The organism is Nonomuraea roseola, from assembly GCF_039535395.1.
In the GTDB taxonomy this organism is placed as follows: domain Bacteria; phylum Actinomycetota; class Actinomycetes; order Streptosporangiales; family Streptosporangiaceae; genus Nonomuraea; species Nonomuraea roseola.
The window spans coordinates 673,650-688,325 of the sequence record NZ_BAAAXC010000005.1; the positions used below are offsets into that span (position 1 = coordinate 673,650).

A 14,676-nucleotide genomic window follows, 5' to 3' on the forward strand; every position below is an offset into this window, starting at 1 on the left:
GACGTGCTATAAAAGAAAGGTGCCGAAAGTCGTCGATCCTGAGGCCCGCCGCGAGGAGGTCGCGGAGGCCGTCTTCCGTGTCGTGCGCCGCGACGGGCTCGAACAGGCCTCGCTGCGCAACGTCGCGGAGGAGGCGGGGCTGGCCATCGGCTCGGTCAGGCACTACTTCGCGGGGCACAGCGAGTTGATGGTCTTCGCGATGCAGGCGATGAACGAGCGCGTGGTGCGGCGGCTTCTCGAGCACGTCGAGAAGCTGGAGACCACCGACGACCGCCTTCCCCTCGCGGAGTCGATGCTGGCCGAGCTGCTCCCCCTCGACGAGCGGCGGCGCGAGGAGGCCACGATCTGGCTGGCGTTCGCGACGGCCGCCCGCACCCGTCCCGAGCTGCGCCCGCACGCCGAGGAGAGCTACGACGGCCTGCGCCGCCTGGTCTTCAAGGTGCTGGACGGCGCGCGCAGGAGCGGCCGCCTCCGGGAGGGCACCGACCTGGCGGTGGAGGTCGAGCGGCTCTGCGCGCTGATCGACGGACTGACCGTGCATGCGGTGCTGCACCCCGACCGCATGAACGCCGAGACCATGACCAGGGTCCTACGCCACCACCTCCAGAGCCTCACCTGATCAGGGCGCGGGATCACCTCGACCTCCCGCGCCCGCCCGGCCTGCCTGGCACCTCCCCTTACTCACAGGGCCCACGGGGGCGCCGGCCTGACCCAGACGATCAACCGGGCGTACGCCGTGGGCTGATCCGCAGCCTCTGGTACGGCTGAGCGCGCAGCCGTACCAGCAGGCTCGGGGATGCCCGGATCGACGTGGTCGTGCGCCGGGCCAGGCTGCCTGTTGTGCGGTCGCGATCTGGTCGTCGGTTCAGGGCGTGCCGAACCAGCGAGAGAGTGCTTCTCGCAGGGCGGGCGCGGCGGTGCCGGCGGGCTCGTCGATGGTCGCGGCCCAGGCGATGTGGGCGTCCGGGCGGATCAGCAGCGCGTCGGCCGGCCGCTGATCGGTTTTGGCGGTGCGGACGTCGACGCGATGCTGCCAGTCTTGGGCGGCCTGGCGGAGGTCTGGGCGGTCGGCGAGGTCGAGGAGGACGGGCCGTGCGGTGTGCATGAGTTCCGCGACGCTGGTGACGCCCTGGTCGGTGTGCAGGGTGAGGTCGGGGGCGAAGGTGCCGGCCAACGCCTGGTGGTCGGAGCCTGGCATCGGGTAGCGGATGTCAGTGCCGGCGAGCAGCGCTCCCATGCGGCGCAACGGCTGCTCGTCGGCGAGCAGTTCCTGGAAGAGCTCCCGCAGCGCCTCGGCGGCCGGGTCGTGCCCGCGCCGCAGTGCCACCTGGGCTCGGGTGTGCAGCATGGTGCGGGCGCCTGCGAGGTGGCGTTCGCCGTGGTAGGTCTCCAGCAGGCCGGCCGGGGCCCAGCCGTGGATGTCGGCGGCCAGCTTCCAGGCCAGGTTCACCGCGTCGAGCATGCCGGCGTTGATCGCCACACCCGTGGCGGGGAACAGGTGCGCCGCATCACCGGCCAGCAGGATCCGCCCGTCACGGTATCGCTCGGCCTGCCGAGCCTTGAAGGTGAACCGCGAGAGCCGAACCGCTTCTCCCAGGGGCAGATGCACGCCGATCACGCGGCGGAGGCTGTCCTGGAGTTCGGTCACGGTCATCGGGGTGTCGTCGTCGTATTCGGTGCTCTCGTCTTCGACGGTGTAGAGGGAGACAACAGCGGAGGCGGGCGATGCGGCGACTCCGAGGAGACCATGATCCGTCCGGGTGAAACCCGCGCGGATCATGCCGAAGCCGGGGACATCGAGATCGCCGTTGCCGAGTATGGTCACCGTTTCGGGCAGGGTGACCTGGGCCAGCCGGTTGACCTCCGGATAGGTGGCGCCGGGGAAGCCGATGCCGGCCCAGTCACGGACCCGGCTGCGTGCGCCGTCGCAACCCACGAGGTACCGGCCGCTCACCCGGTACGGCCCGTCCGGGCCCCGCACGTCCACGGTCACCGCGGCATCGTCCTGGCTCACCCCGACCACCTGGTGTCCGCGGCGGATGTCGAAACCGAGTTCGCCGGCGCGTTCGTCGAGCAGCCTCTCAAGCAGCTGTTGCGGGAGCGGCAGGGCGTGCATCGGAGGATCTGCCAGCTGGGTGAAGTCCAGATGCACACCGCCGAACGGGAATCGGGGAGCCGGGACAGGATCGGTGCAGGCCGCTTCGAACCGTTCCAGCAAGCCCCGGTAGCGCAGCAGCTCCAGGATCTGCCCGCCGAGGCCACCGGCCTTGGGGGTGTCTCGGCGCTGCGGCTGCCGCTCCAGCACCAGCGGTCGCACACCTGCCAGGCGCAGTTCGGCGGCCAGCATGAGACCGGTCGGGCCGGCCCCCACAATGATCACGTCGGCGCCCGTCATTGGCCACTCCCCTCCCAGGCTTTCGTCGCGTCCGCGCGCGACCCGATCGTCAACAACGTGACGCTTCATATCGATGGCCTTCCAATCGTGCCGTTCGGTCCCAGGAGTCTGCCCTACGTCATGGGCGAAGCCGCAGCCGAGCCTCGGTCTCGTGGGCCACCGCATCATCAGCCGCACCCCCGGGACCTGCTCGGGTCCCGCGTCAACCGGCGGTTTCGGGGGCGGGGACGGCGTGTTCGGCGGCCCGGCTGACCTTCTCCCAGGCAGCCCAGGTCTCCATCCGCCGCCGGGAGATGTCGAAGGCCAGGTCGTAGACCATGCTGCCGAGCAGCAGCCGCAGCGGCGGGTCTTCGCTGTCGACCAGCTTCAGCAGCGCCTCGGCGGCCAGGCGTGGCTCACTGTCGATCGAGCCCTCGGCCCACTGCTTCTCCAGCTCGGCGCGCAGCGGGCCGTACTCCTTCATAGGCGCCGCCGTCGTCATGCTGGTGTACAGGTCGGTCCAGTAGCCGCCGGGCTGGACGATGCTGACCTTGACGCCGAACGGCGCGGCCTCCATCGCCAGTGCCTCGCTCATGCCCTCCAGCGCGAACTTGCTCGCGCTGTACATCCCGGTGCTCGGGAAGCCGCCCAGGGCCGCGATGCTGGAGACCTGCACGATGTGACCGGACCCTTGGCCACGCAGATGCGGCAGGACGGCCTGGCAGACCCACATCGCCCCGAAGAGATTGACCTCCAGCTGGGCGCGTGCCTCGGCCTCGGTGAACTCCTCGACCATGCCCGAGGCCATGGTCCCGGCATTGTTCACCACGATGTCGAGCCGGCCGAAGTGCTCGACGGCGCTGTTCACGGCGGTGAACACCGCGTCGCGGTCGGTCACGTCCAGGGGAAGGACGAGGAGCCGGTCTCCGTACCGGTCGTCGAAGTCCTGTCGGGTGATGGTGCGGGCGGCGGCGGCCACCTGGTCGCCGCGCTCCAGCGCGGCGAGAGCGAACGCACGGCCCAGGCCGCGGCTGGCTCCCGTGATGAACCAGGTGCGGGAAGAGACGGTATCCGGGGTACGCATCTGCAGAACTCCGATCGGTAGCGTTTCACCTGATCGAGACGAGCCGTCTCGTCTCGAAGCATGACGATAGCGGTCCTCTGTTGCCGCGTCAAGACGGACCGTCTCGTCTAGTTATTTGTTAGGTTTGACGGCATGACGACACAGCGCAAGCCCCTTTCCAGCACGACCCGCCGGAACGAGGCCTCCCACCGGGCCATCCTCACCGCAGCGTTCGAGCTGGTGCAGGAGGTGGGATACGCCAAGCTGAGCATCGAGGGCATCGCGGCCCGTGCTGGTGTCGGCAAGCAGACGATCTACCGCTGGTGGCCCTCCAAGGGGGCGGTCCTCTTCGATGCCTTCCTCATGCTCAGCGAGCAACCAGACGGCGAAGGGGTTGGCCTGCCCGACACCGGTGACCTGGAGGCGGACCTGAAGGCGGTACTCCGGGCCACGATCGAAGAACTCAACGATCCGCGCTACGACGAGCCGATGCGCGCCCTGAACACGGAGATCACGCATGATCCGACGCTCGCCGCTCTCTACGCGGAACGGCTGGACGGCCCGATGAGAGAGCTGAAGAGGCAACGCCTGCGCAGCGCGCAGCGGGCCGGGCAGCTGGCCGAGGACCTCGACCTCGACGTGGCCGTCGACCTGCTTTGGGGACCACTGCTCAACCGATGGCTCCAGCGCAGCGGAGCGCTCACCCCCGACTATGCCGACAGCATCGTCGAGACCGCTCTCAACGGTCTGCGCCCGCGTCGCTGAGGCTCGCGCGACATCCCCTGAGTTCCTGCGCGTCTCTCCAACGGAGGACCCTTGCTCAGGTGCCGGCACTTCGGGGCCTGCCTGACCATCCCCACCGGCAAGGCGGCGCCGCCACAAACTTTTTCTGTCGGCATGTCACAGGTAGCCGGGCTGTCTCGTCTCGGGTCTCGAAGACAGGTCCTGAGAAGCACACATCATCCGACAGCAAGGAACTGGGCATGAGCGAGCAGACCACCCACCAGAAGATCGCGTTGATCACCGGGGCGAACAAGGGGATCGGCCGTGCGGCTGCCGAGCAGCTCGCTGCGCTGGGCATGACGGTCCTGATCGGCGCCAGAGACCCGCGGCGCGGCGAGGAGGCCGCTGCTGCGCTGCGCGCGACAGGCGGCGACGCGCACGCGCTCACCCTGGACGTCACCGACCAGGCCACCGCCCGGACGGCCGCGAAGCAGGTCGAGGAGCGCTTCGGCCACCTCGACGTGCTGATCAACAACGCAGGCATCACCGGCTCAGGGCAGGTCTCGCCCGCAGACGCCTACGATCAGATCCCCAGCTCCGTCGACCTGGACATGGTCCGGGCGGTGTTCGAGACCAACGTCTTCGGAGTGATAGCGGTGACCAACGCCATGCTGCCGCTGCTGCGGCGGTCGCCGGCGCCGCGCATCGTCAACGTCAGCAGTCACGCCGCGTCGCTGACTCTCACCAGCGACCCGGACGGCCCCTTCACAGCACTGCTGCCGTCGGCCGCGTACACGCCGTCCAAGACCGCGCTGTCCGCGCTGACCGTGCAGTACGCCAACGAACTGCGGAAGGACGGCATCCTGGTCAACGCCGTCGCCCCCGGCTTCGTCGACACGGACAGCAACAACCACAGCGGGCACCTCACTCCGGCGCAGGGCGCCGCGGTCGTGGTGCGCCTGGCAACGCTCGGCTCGGACGGGCCCACCGCCGGGTTCTTCAGCGAGGACGGCTCGGTGCCCTGGTGATGGCCGCCCCGGACCGCGGCAGGCGGACGGTGCAGACAGCCTCGGCGAGGCCCTCGGCGGGCTGTCTCGTCTCGGGCTTCGAAACAGATGGAGGGATGAGGGAAGGTGATGGTCATGCGGGACGGCATCCGTGAGGGCGGCTGGGTGAAGATCGAGCAAGACCCGGTGAACCCGATGACGGGGACGCCGGCGGAGCCTGTGATGACGGAGGAGTCGGCGTGAGCAGGGCCGAGGAGTTCCAGGAGCTGCGGCCGCTGCTGTTCTCGATCGCCTACCGGATCCTGGGCAGCGTGAGCGAGGCCGAGGACGCGGTCCAGGAGACCTGGCTGCGTTACGGAGCCTCGCTGACACAGCCCACCTCGACCAAGGCCTTCCTCTCTGCCGCGGTCACCCGGATCTCGATCGATGTGCTGCGGTCGGCCCGCGTCCGGCGGGAGGAGTATGTCGGTTCGTGGTTTCCCGAGCCGCTGCTGACCGACCCTTATGAGGACCCGGTGCGGTCGGCGGAGCTGGCCGACTCGGTGTCGATGGCGGCCCTGTTGCTGCTCGAGCGGCTCAGCCCGCTGGAGCGGGCGGTCTTCGTGCTACGGGAGGTGTTCGGGTTCGGCTTCCCCGAGATCGCGTCGGCGGTGGAGCGGTCGGAGGCGGCGTGCCGCCAGCTGGCGGTGCGGGCGCGCCGCCACATGGACGAGGGCCGGCCCCGGTTCGAGGCCGACCGGCGCGAGCGTGAGGAACTCGCCGAGCGCTTCTTCGACGCCTTCAGGGAAGGGGAGGTCGCCGGGCTGCGAGAGCTCCTCGCCGCAGACGTCCACATGGTCAGCGACAGCGGCGGCAAGGCCCCCCAGTGGGGCACGGGCATCTTCGGCGCCGAAAACGTGGCCAGGGTGCTGGCCGCGATCGTCGCGCCGTTCGTCCGGATCGGCGGCGTGGTGGAGCGGCACGAGGTGAACGGCCAGCCGGGCGCGATCTTCCGCGACCGGGACGGCAAGGTCCTCAACACCTGGGCGCTCGACATCCTCGACGGGCGGATCCAGACGATCCGCACGGTGATCAACCCCGACAAGCTCGGGCACGTTGGCCCCGTGGCGGACGCCTGGGCGGTCCTCCGGGAGGCGAACCAGGCCCGCCGGCCCACGGACTGACCGCAAGAGCCGACCGCGTTCCAGACCCGGGATGCCGGGCGGGGGGTGAACCCTGGGTGTCGATCAGGAGATGGCGGCTACCCGTAAGAAACTCAGGGGAGTTCCGCAATGGTCCCGGCCAGGCGGCGTCAATAGCGTCGAAAGGTGCTGAGAAACACCTTTACCGCCCTCTGCCTGGCACTTCTCCCCGCCTCCGGCCATCTCCCGCCACCCGGCATCACGCCCGCGGCAGTGGACGAGTTCGTCGCGCAATACCGTGAAGCGACAGGGTTGCCCGGGGCCGCGGTCGCGATCACCAAGGGGACGGAGGTGGTCCACGCCGCCGGGTACGGCCAGACCGCCGCCGGAGACCCCGTGACGGCCGACACCCCCATGGCCGTCGCGTCGGTCAGCAAGTCCATGACCTCCCTCGCCGTCATGCGGCTGGTGGAGCAGGGCAAGGTCGAACTCGACAGGCCGGTGCGCGGCTACCTGCCCGAGTTCACGATGGCGGACTCCAGGGCGGCCACGATCACCGTACGGCAGCTGCTCAACCAGACCTCGGGCATGGCCGACTCGACCTTCCGCGAGAAGAGCCTGCCGCAGCCCCGCACCCTCGAAGGCGCCGTGGCGCGGCTCAGGACGGCGAAGCTCGCCTCGGAGCCGGGCACCGCCTTCAGTTACCACAACACCAACTACCAGGTCGCCGCGCGGCTGGTCGAGGTGGTGAGCGGACGGCCGTTCGCCGCCCACCTGCAGTCACAGGTGTTCGCGCCGCTCGGCATGCGCCACAGCACCACCGTCGACACCGACATGGACCTGCCCGGCAGCGCCCGCGGCCACCTGTACATCCTCGGCCAGGCGGTGGCCCTGCCGGAGCCCACCGGGTTCGGCAACGGCTCGGGCGGAGTCCTCAGCACGGCCAACGACATGGCCCGCTGGCTGATCGCGCAGCAGGACGGCAGCCTCTCCGCTGAAAGCCTCAAGGAGATGCGCACGCCGTCCCAGCAGGACGACACGTACGCGCTCGGGTGGTCGATCGGCAGGACCGAGCGCGGCACGCCTGTCATCGAACACGGCGGCGACCTTTTCACCTCGACGGCGTATCAACTGCTCATGCCGGAGTCCGGGTACGGCGTCGCGGTCATGGCCAACACGGGCATGGCCTTCGCCGACGCCGACGCCCTCACGGACGGCATCGTCGACCTGATCGAGGGAGGCAGGCCCGAGATTCCCTCCCTGCCGCCCACGCTGGTGATCGACCTGGTGTTCGTGCTGCTGACCCTGGCGACCGTCGGCCTGGCCGTGCGTGGCGTGGCCCGCTCGCGGCGGTGGTCCGCCCGCCGTACGGGATGGCAGCGGTGGCGGCTGCTGCCGCACCTGGCGCCGGTGGCGCTGTGCGCCGCGGTCACCCCGATCTTCCGCGTGCTCGCCAGGGGCAGTGACATCATGTGGATTCAGGTGGCCTATCTCTACCCGACCTTCATGATCTGGCTGGTGGCCGCCGCGATCGCCTGCACGGCTGTGGTGGCCGCACGGCTCTTCAACGCCGCACGGCTACGCCGTCGCTGACTCGTTCAGGCGGCGGGCGAGGTCGTCGAGGATCGACGCGGTGGCCGTGGCGCCGAAGCGGGTGGCGCCCAGCTCGTGCGGCGCCAGGAGGGAGTCCAGGGTGCGTACGCCGCCGGCCGCCTTCACCTTCACCGCGGGCGACACGGTGCGCCGCACGAGAGCGGCGGCACCCCCGCCACCCCCCTGCTCGTCGAGACGCGATCCATCGTCGACCAGCACGGCGACCCGCTCGAGTACACGATCAGCTCCTACGTGGCCGACCGGTACGCACTCAAGGTCGACTTCACCGTCGCCGCACCCACCCGCCACCGAAGCCGGCCGCACGCGCGCAGGTCCTGACGCGGTTGCCGGGGAAGCCCGCGTCAAGAAGGAGCTGCGCGAGTTGGAGGCGTCCTTCAAGGGCCGCATCGGCGCGTACGCGATGGACACGGCCACCGGCAGGACGGTGGCGTACAGGGCGGGCGAACGCTTCCCGATGCTGTCCACCTTCAAGGCGCCCCTCTGCGCAGCCGTGCTGCACAAGGCACGCACATCCGAGCCCGGCCTGCTGGGCAGGCTCGTCAAGTGGACGGCCGCCGAGATGACTCCCGGCTCGCCGGTCACCGAGAAGCACCTCGAGGACGGCCTGACCGTCGCCCAGCTGTGCGAGGCGCCCGTCACCATGAGCGACGGCACCGCGTCCAACCTGCTGCTGAAGGAGATCCGGGGCTGAGGAACAGCGGTACAGCCATTATCGGTGAGATTGATCTTGGTAGTCGTGGCGGCAGTCAAGGGTGACGTCGACCAGGCCTGATGGGCTTATGCGCTGCGGCCAGGACGACTTACGGGGCCTGGGCATCGATCGCCTTCGTGCCGGCTGCGCGTAGTTCGTTCAGGTCGGGGATGTGGTTGTAGAGGGTCCCCACTGATACGCCCAGGAGCTTGGCGATCGAGGTGACGGAGCGTCCAGGATCCGGCAGCAGGTCACGGGCGGCTTTGAGGAGTTCGGCGGTGACGACGGTGGGACGTCCCCCGGTACGACCTCGCGCTTTCGCAGCGGCCAGGCCCTCATGGGTGCCGGCGACGATGAGTTCGCGGATGAACTCGGCCAGGGCGGCGAAGACGTGGAAGACGAGGCGGCCGCCGGGGGTGGTGGTGTCGAGGCTCTCATGCAGGCTGGTGAAGCCGATGTCGCGTTTGCGGAGATCGCCGACCATGGTGATGAGGTCATGCAGGCTGCGACCGTAGCGGGCGAGCTCGGGCACCACGAGGGTGTCGCCAGCCGTCAAGAACGCGTGGCAGGCCTGCAGCTCCGGCCGGAGCGCGTTCTTGCCCGACTTCTTGTCGGCGAAGATCTTGCGGCAGCCAGCCGCCTGCAGGGCGTCGATCTGACGATCGAGGCTCTGGCCCCGGGTGGAAACGCGGGCGTATCCGATGCGGACCTCGGACCGGGTTGCGGGGAAGGCGGCGAGGATGTCGTCGGGCAGACCCGGGGGCATGGTCGTCACCACCAAATTCTCTCAACAAACGGTCTCGGGAGTTATTGAAGGCGGGCGGTTTTTGAAGCGAGTTTTTGAAGATCCCGTCTCAGGTCGGCGCCGAGGCAATGATCGCCCTCATAAAACGAACGTTTTTTGAAGGCCCTGGAGCGTGATCGGCAACAGTCGCTACTCCCTGGCCGGATCGCGGACTCTGGCCAGTCAGGCTGATGGCCAGCACATCCATGCCCAGGTGCTGGTAAAGGCCGTCTAACCATCCGAAGGTAGCGCTGAGATACGCGGCGCTGGCGACAATTTCGCCAGCAGATTCAGTTGCCGGGAGCGCCCGCTGTCTGTGGGCATGTCGGGATCGGTCGACCAGGTCATCAACTGCTGCGCGCTACCCAGTCCCGTCTCTAGACACCTCCGATGCGGCTCTGCGCCGCTGGCACCACTCTGCCGATCGTAGTGGCGAGCGTGGCTCCGAGGACGCTGACGCCGACCAGGGTCAGCCAGATCGCGGCTGCCCCGGTGGACAACAACCCGGAGAGCGCGGCCGGAGCGACCGCTCCTGCGACAGTCACGGCGAGCTGATTGAGGGCCAAGTACCGACCGCGGAGAGCGTCTGGGGCGCTCTCCGCGGCGACAGTCGACGTGATGGGGCCGCCGAGGATTTCACCGAAGGTGTAGCTGCCTGCACCGAGCAACACGACGCCGACCGCGAGGGCGAGCGCAGCCACGTGGTCGGCGGCGAGGAACAGGAGGTAGCCGGCCGCAAAGCAGGCGTGTCCGGCGACGAGGACGCGGCTGCGGATCCGCCCGCTGAGCCACCCGAGGACGATGCCTTGGCCGAAGCCGACCATCAGGGTGTTGAGCGTGAAGACCATGCCGGCAGTCCAGCTAGGCAGTCCCAGTACGTCCACGGCGTAGACCGGTATCGCGATGTTGAGGGCGAACAAGGAGATCGCGAAGCACAGTTGATGCGCGACGAGTGACAGGTACCGCCGGTCCCGGAGCACGTGCACCCAGCCTCCAGCAGCGTCCTGGCCCGCCTCGGGACGGACATTCGGCACGGCGCGCATCAGAACGAAGGCGGTGACATAGGACAAGGCGTTGACGATCACGATCCCTGCGTAGACGCCGTGAGTACCGAAACTGACCGCGACAGCGGAGAGGAGGCCGCCGAGTGCGTAGCCGAGGTTGCGTACCGACCCCAGAAGACCGAACCAGCGCTCGCGTTGGCCGGGCGCGGCCAGCGCCGTGACGGTCGCGCCGTAGCAGCTGAAGGACACCGCCCGCCCTGCACTGTTCAACCAGGCGCAGATGGCGATCTGCCATGTCTGGTCCACAACGAGATACCCGGCGAAGCCGAGCGCCTGGGCCAGGTTTGCCGCCTGCAGTACCGGCTTGGCGCCGTACCGGTCGACCAGTCCTCCGACCAGAGGGCCCGCCGGGAGCGCCAGCAGCCCGGCCGTCGTCAGTGCCGCGCCCACCTGCACCAGCGTCAGCGGCGTCGTGGCCAGGAAATACAGCATCGAAACGGGGACGAAGACACCGGTGCCGATCGAGTCGATGACGATCGCTGCGACGAAACGGCCGTGCCGAGCAATCGATGGACGGACCGTGTAATCGGGAATAGACACAACCCGAGACGGTATAGATTGTATACCGGTATCTACAACGCTACCGGGAGTCGTTCATGGGCAAGGCCTACAACATCATGGCCGCGACCTGCCCCAGTCGCACCGTCCTGCACCGGATCGGGGCGCGCTGGACGGTGTTCATCGTCAACGCGCTGGACAACAGGCCGATGCGATTCACCGAGCTCAAGGCGCACATCCGGGGGATCACACCGAAAGCGCTCACCGAGACGCTTCGCGCGATGGAGTACGACGGTCTGATCTCTCGCACGGAGATTCCCGCAAATCCCCCGCATGTCGAGTACGCCCTCACCGACCTCGGTCGGTCACTGCTGGCACCCCTACGTGCCGTCCGGGAATGGGCCGAGAGTCACGTCCCCGACATCGAACGCGCCCGCGCACAAGCCGACGCGCAACGGTAACCCGTTCGCCGATTGGTGCACCGCCGACACCCCGGCCAGGGCCGCTTCTCCCGGTCCAAACGGCCAGTCCACCGGCCTCCAGGCGTTTCACGGCGTCGTCGATTCTCGCTGAGCCCCAGGACCCAGGCCCTCAAACGAGATCATCCTCGGCGTCGCGAGCCGCTGGATCACGCAGCGGCCGCAGCCCCTCGCGAGGCTGGGAGGCGGCGAAGCTGTAGCGGCCGAGGAGATTGATGTGCCGCTGGCTCAGCGGCGACAGCCGGGCCACGTCCTCATCGAGAACCTCACGATCCTTGGGCGGATGGGCACGCAGGTGCGTCACGGCCGCATCCAAATAGCGGCTGTTCCACAGGACGATCGCGTTGAGCACCAAGCCCAGGGAGCCGAGCTGGTCTTCCTGCCCCTCACGGTAGGCCTGGTGGATGCGGCCGCGCCGGCCGTGGCAGACGTCCCGCGCCAGGGTGTGGCGGGCTTCTTGGATCGTCAGCTGCCGGTTGACCCGGCGCCGGTAGGTGTCATCAACCGGGTCGATCACCGCCAGCAGGTGCAGGGTCTTGGCGATCCGGCCGTACTCGGCGAACGCCTGCCCGAGCGGGGTGGGACGACCGTCACGGCCGAACATGCGCAGCAGGTCATAGGCCCTCACCTGGTTGGTGATCAGTGATCCGGCCACGCGGAGCATGTCCGGCCACCACGTGGTGATCTTCTTGGTGTTGATCCTGTTGCGCGCCAGCGCCTCCAGCGGCCCGTAGGTTCCGCGCGGCCCCTCGGGCAGGTCGGCGCGCCATAGCCGCTGATCGGCCAGGTCGGCGAAGCGCGGTGAGAAGCGGTAGCCGAGGATATCGAAAACGCCGAAGACCATGTCGGAGTAGGAGGCGTTGTCGGTGGTGACCATCTCCGGCTTCACCCCGCCGTCCAGATTCAGCAGGATGTCCAGAATGTGCAGGCTGTCGCGCGGGGTGCCGGCCACAACCATCTGCCCGATACCCGACACCCGGTCGTTGATCGCGTTCAGCCAGGTGATGCCGCGCTTGAAGTGGAAGTACTTGGGCGACGGGCCGGAGTTGATGCTGTGCTTGGGCACGATGAAACGCAGTCCGTCCACCGAGGCGAGCAAGCCGCCGCCCCACAGTTGCACGATCGGCACCACCGACTGGGCGCCGATCAGTGCCGCGTTGGCCGCGGCGAGGGTGTCGCCGCGGAGGTAGTACTGGTCCACGTGAGCCAGCCGGTCACGAGTCAACGCCCGATAGTGCGGGTTGATCACGGGCGTGAGGCCGATGTTGCAAGCCTCGCTGACTAGCAGGGCGACCAGAGAGGTGGGCAGGTCGTCCATGCGGGTCCCGCCGTCGCCCAGGTGGACGAAGGCGTCCAGGAATCCAGTCCAGGCGTGCACTTCGAACAACAGGTCCGGCAGGTCGATACGCGGCAGCATCGCCGAAGTGGTCGCGCGCAGCCAGCGCAACGACTCGCTTTCGCCCAGCGCGCCAGCCGCTCAACGTTCAGCTTGGGCCCGCCCCTGTCGGAGGCGACGATGGAGACCTTGGCCTCCTCGCCGGCTTCTTCCAGCCGCTCGGCCATCTGCAGCCAGGCAGCGTCCAACACCGTCACCCGCTCGGCCAGAAGCTCCTCCACCGGCGCCTCCAAGTTCAGCCCGGCCAGCACATCCTCGCGGACCGCCTGCCAGGCCGGGCCATCCAGCAGCCGAGCGCGAGGATCGGACCAGCGGTGGGAGGGAGCCGCGTAGATGTCACGCTGGTGCAGGGCCCTGACCAGGTGCTCCAACACGCACATCACGTACGCGTCGCGATCGACCGAGCCGGTGGGCAGATCCGGATCGGCGTAGACAGCGCGCCGCCACATCGGCGGCACCAACTTCTCGTCGATCTCCTTGGGAAGCAGCGGCTTTTGTTTGACCTTCCGCCGCGCCAGGGCCGGCAACCGCTTCACCGCCGCCAGCACTCGACTGCCGCCCGAGGCGGCGCCCAGCGCAGCCGAGTCACCCAGCAGCGTCAGGAACGGCCGGACGGTGTTGTATCGCTCCGTCAAGGACTGACGCATCCGGCTGTCACCGTCGTCGACATCGGGACCGATGAGCGTTTCGACCTGCTCCAACGCCTGGCGCACCTCATCCCTGGAGGCGACGCTCTCCACCGCGATCCACAACGCGGCCACATCCAGATCCGTTTCGGTCTCCTCCACCAGGTGTAGCTGCTCGATCAGCGCCCGGGACGCGCGCGCCAGCGTCCGCGAGGCCCTCTCCAGACGCGGCAGCACCGCCAGGCGCTCCTTGTCGGTCGCCCGCCGCGCCGGATTGATCAACTTGGTGGCCATGAGCAGCACGAGCAGGTCCAACGCGTCGTCGATCGCTATGGCCTCCAGATGCCGCACGATCGCACACACCATCGCCGTCCGCTTGGGCTCACCTGCCCGGGCCAGATTGGGCGTCTTGCTGCCCGATCCATAGCGGGCCAGCGCCGACAGCCGATTCGGCGGCACATGCGCCAGCCTCAACCGGCCCAGCCCGAACGCGGAAATCTCCTCCACCCGCTCCAGCGCTTTGGCCATCCCCGTTCCCGTGGTCCGGGTCGGCGGCCGCCGCAGCCGCTCCAGATGCGACCACCGCTTGCCCTCGGGAACCTGCAACAAGGCCACCAACTCGGCCGATAGCGCCGGGTCGGCGCGCCGCACGGCGCTGGCCACCGTGGCATGCAGACGCCGTTCGGCTGCCGCACGCACCTCCGACACCTGCCGAGCCAGCACCTGCACCCCGGGCAACAACACCCGGTGGCGGCGCAGCCAGCCGACCGCGTGATCGAACAGCGCGACTGGGCCTTCGGCATGGATCCACGCCCGCCCGTGCAGGAAGGTCCGGAACTTCTGGCCCGCCTCGCGATCCTCATATACCCGGTAGCCGTAGGCCTTGCGGATCTCCCAGGCATGGTCGTACAGCGTCTGCCTGCGCGCCGTGTAGGCCTTGATACACGACGGATCGTCGATCCGTAGTTGCTCGGCCAGATACTTCACCACCGGCCACGGCACACCCAAGGGGTCTTCCAGGAACAGGCCGACATAGCGCACCGTGCAGAGCTGCAAAGCGAAGCCGAGTTGATGTGACCGGGTCCGGCGCAGCGTGATCAAGTCCCGATCGACGTCATCGAGGTAGAAGAACCGCTCTAGCTCCGACCGCATCGGCACCTCGGCGAACGTCCCATACGCAGCCGCCTGCTCATCTGTCAGAAATTCCACCGGCACGGCGCGGACGATATCCACCCA

Annotated in this window: 11 protein-coding genes and 2 pseudogenes; 7 read left to right on the forward strand and 6 right to left on the reverse strand. The window is 68.6% G+C overall.

The annotated features are described in order from the left end of the window. Window positions 1-19: 19 nt before the first annotated feature. Window positions 20-619: a TetR/AcrR family transcriptional regulator gene (locus ABFX55_RS05125; RefSeq protein ID WP_346118088.1), complete on the forward strand. Its 600-nt coding sequence runs from the start codon at window positions 20-22 to the stop codon at window positions 617-619. 246 nt (window positions 620-865) lie between these two features. Here ABFX55_RS05125 and ABFX55_RS05130 read toward each other — a convergent pair whose 3' ends face one another. Continuing rightward, window positions 866-2,395, reverse strand: coding sequence for an FAD-dependent monooxygenase (locus ABFX55_RS05130; protein ID WP_346118090.1), 1,530 nt, complete (start codon window positions 2,393-2,395; stop codon window positions 866-868). Window positions 2,396-2,597: 202 nt separating this feature from the next. Further along, window positions 2,598-3,458, reverse strand: a complete 861-nt coding sequence (locus ABFX55_RS05135; protein WP_346118092.1) for an SDR family oxidoreductase — start codon at window positions 3,456-3,458, stop codon at window positions 2,598-2,600. Window positions 3,459-3,590: 132 nt separating this feature from the next. Here ABFX55_RS05135 and ABFX55_RS05140 point away from each other — a divergent pair, with 132 nt between their 5' ends. The 4 genes from ABFX55_RS05140 (at window position 3,591) to ABFX55_RS05155 (ending at window position 7,881) form a co-directional block, all read left to right on the forward strand. Next, window positions 3,591-4,202 carry a TetR/AcrR family transcriptional regulator gene (locus ABFX55_RS05140; protein WP_346118094.1) on the forward strand — a complete coding sequence of 204 codons (612 nt, stop codon included), beginning with the start codon at window positions 3,591-3,593 and terminating at the stop codon, window positions 4,200-4,202. 218 nt (window positions 4,203-4,420) lie between these two features. Next, entirely contained in the window at window positions 4,421-5,188 is a 768-nt protein-coding gene (locus ABFX55_RS05145; protein WP_346118096.1) for an SDR family oxidoreductase, read from the forward strand. 218 nt (window positions 5,189-5,406) lie between these two features. Next, entirely contained in the window at window positions 5,407-6,330 is a 924-nt protein-coding gene (locus ABFX55_RS05150) for an RNA polymerase sigma-70 factor (protein WP_346118098.1), read from the forward strand. Between the two features lie 144 nt (window positions 6,331-6,474). Continuing rightward, on the forward strand, window positions 6,475-7,881 hold the full coding sequence (locus ABFX55_RS05155) for a serine hydrolase domain-containing protein (RefSeq protein ID WP_346118100.1): 1,407 nt from the start codon (window positions 6,475-6,477) through the stop codon (window positions 7,879-7,881). Here the strand turns inward: ABFX55_RS05155 and ABFX55_RS05160 are convergent. Then, window positions 7,867-8,100, reverse strand: a complete 234-nt coding sequence (locus ABFX55_RS05160) for a hypothetical protein (protein ID WP_346118102.1) — start codon at window positions 8,098-8,100, stop codon at window positions 7,867-7,869. The two genes, ABFX55_RS05155 and ABFX55_RS05160, sit on opposite strands and share 15 nt — an antisense overlap. 181 nt (window positions 8,101-8,281) lie before the next feature. On the opposite strand from ABFX55_RS05160, the pseudogene ABFX55_RS05165 reads away from it, so the two are divergent. Then, a pseudogene (locus ABFX55_RS05165) lies at window positions 8,282-8,590 on the forward strand (serine hydrolase); the annotation flags it as partial. A 112-nt stretch (window positions 8,591-8,702) separates the two neighbouring features. Here the strand turns inward: ABFX55_RS05165 and ABFX55_RS05170 are convergent. Then, window positions 8,703-9,359, reverse strand: coding sequence for a recombinase family protein (locus tag ABFX55_RS05170; RefSeq protein WP_185087476.1), 657 nt, complete (start codon window positions 9,357-9,359; stop codon window positions 8,703-8,705). Between the two features lie 395 nt (window positions 9,360-9,754). Continuing rightward, on the reverse strand, window positions 9,755-10,981 hold the full coding sequence (locus ABFX55_RS05175; RefSeq protein ID WP_346118106.1) for an MFS transporter: 1,227 nt from the start codon (window positions 10,979-10,981) through the stop codon (window positions 9,755-9,757). A 56-nt stretch (window positions 10,982-11,037) separates the two neighbouring features. Here ABFX55_RS05175 and ABFX55_RS05180 point away from each other — a divergent pair, with 56 nt between their 5' ends. Then, complete coding sequence (locus tag ABFX55_RS05180) at window positions 11,038-11,400, forward strand: winged helix-turn-helix transcriptional regulator (protein ID WP_093890865.1); 363 nt, start codon at window positions 11,038-11,040, stop codon at window positions 11,398-11,400. 130 nt (window positions 11,401-11,530) lie between these two features. Here ABFX55_RS05180 and ABFX55_RS05185 read toward each other — a convergent pair. Then, window positions 11,531-14,655: pseudogene (locus tag ABFX55_RS05185) on the reverse strand (Tn3 family transposase). Window positions 14,656-14,676: the final 21 nt, after the last annotated feature.

Excerpts from the sequence above, each read along its gene's own strand:
- ABFX55_RS05130 (WP_346118090.1), bottom strand. The coding sequence starts at position 2,395 with ATGACGGGCGCCGACGTGATCATTGTGGGGGCCGGCCCGACCGGTCTC.
- ABFX55_RS05135 (WP_346118092.1), bottom strand. The coding sequence starts at position 3,458 with ATGCGTACCCCGGATACCGTCTCTTCCCGCACCTGGTTCATCACGGGA.
- ABFX55_RS05140 (WP_346118094.1), top strand. The coding sequence starts at position 3,591 with ATGACGACACAGCGCAAGCCCCTTTCCAGCACGACCCGCCGGAACGAG.
- ABFX55_RS05145 (WP_346118096.1), top strand. The coding sequence starts at position 4,421 with ATGAGCGAGCAGACCACCCACCAGAAGATCGCGTTGATCACCGGGGCG.
- ABFX55_RS05170 (WP_185087476.1), bottom strand. The coding sequence starts at position 9,359 with ATGCCCCCGGGTCTGCCCGACGACATCCTCGCCGCCTTCCCCGCAACC.
- ABFX55_RS05180 (WP_093890865.1), top strand. The coding sequence starts at position 11,038 with ATGGGCAAGGCCTACAACATCATGGCCGCGACCTGCCCCAGTCGCACC.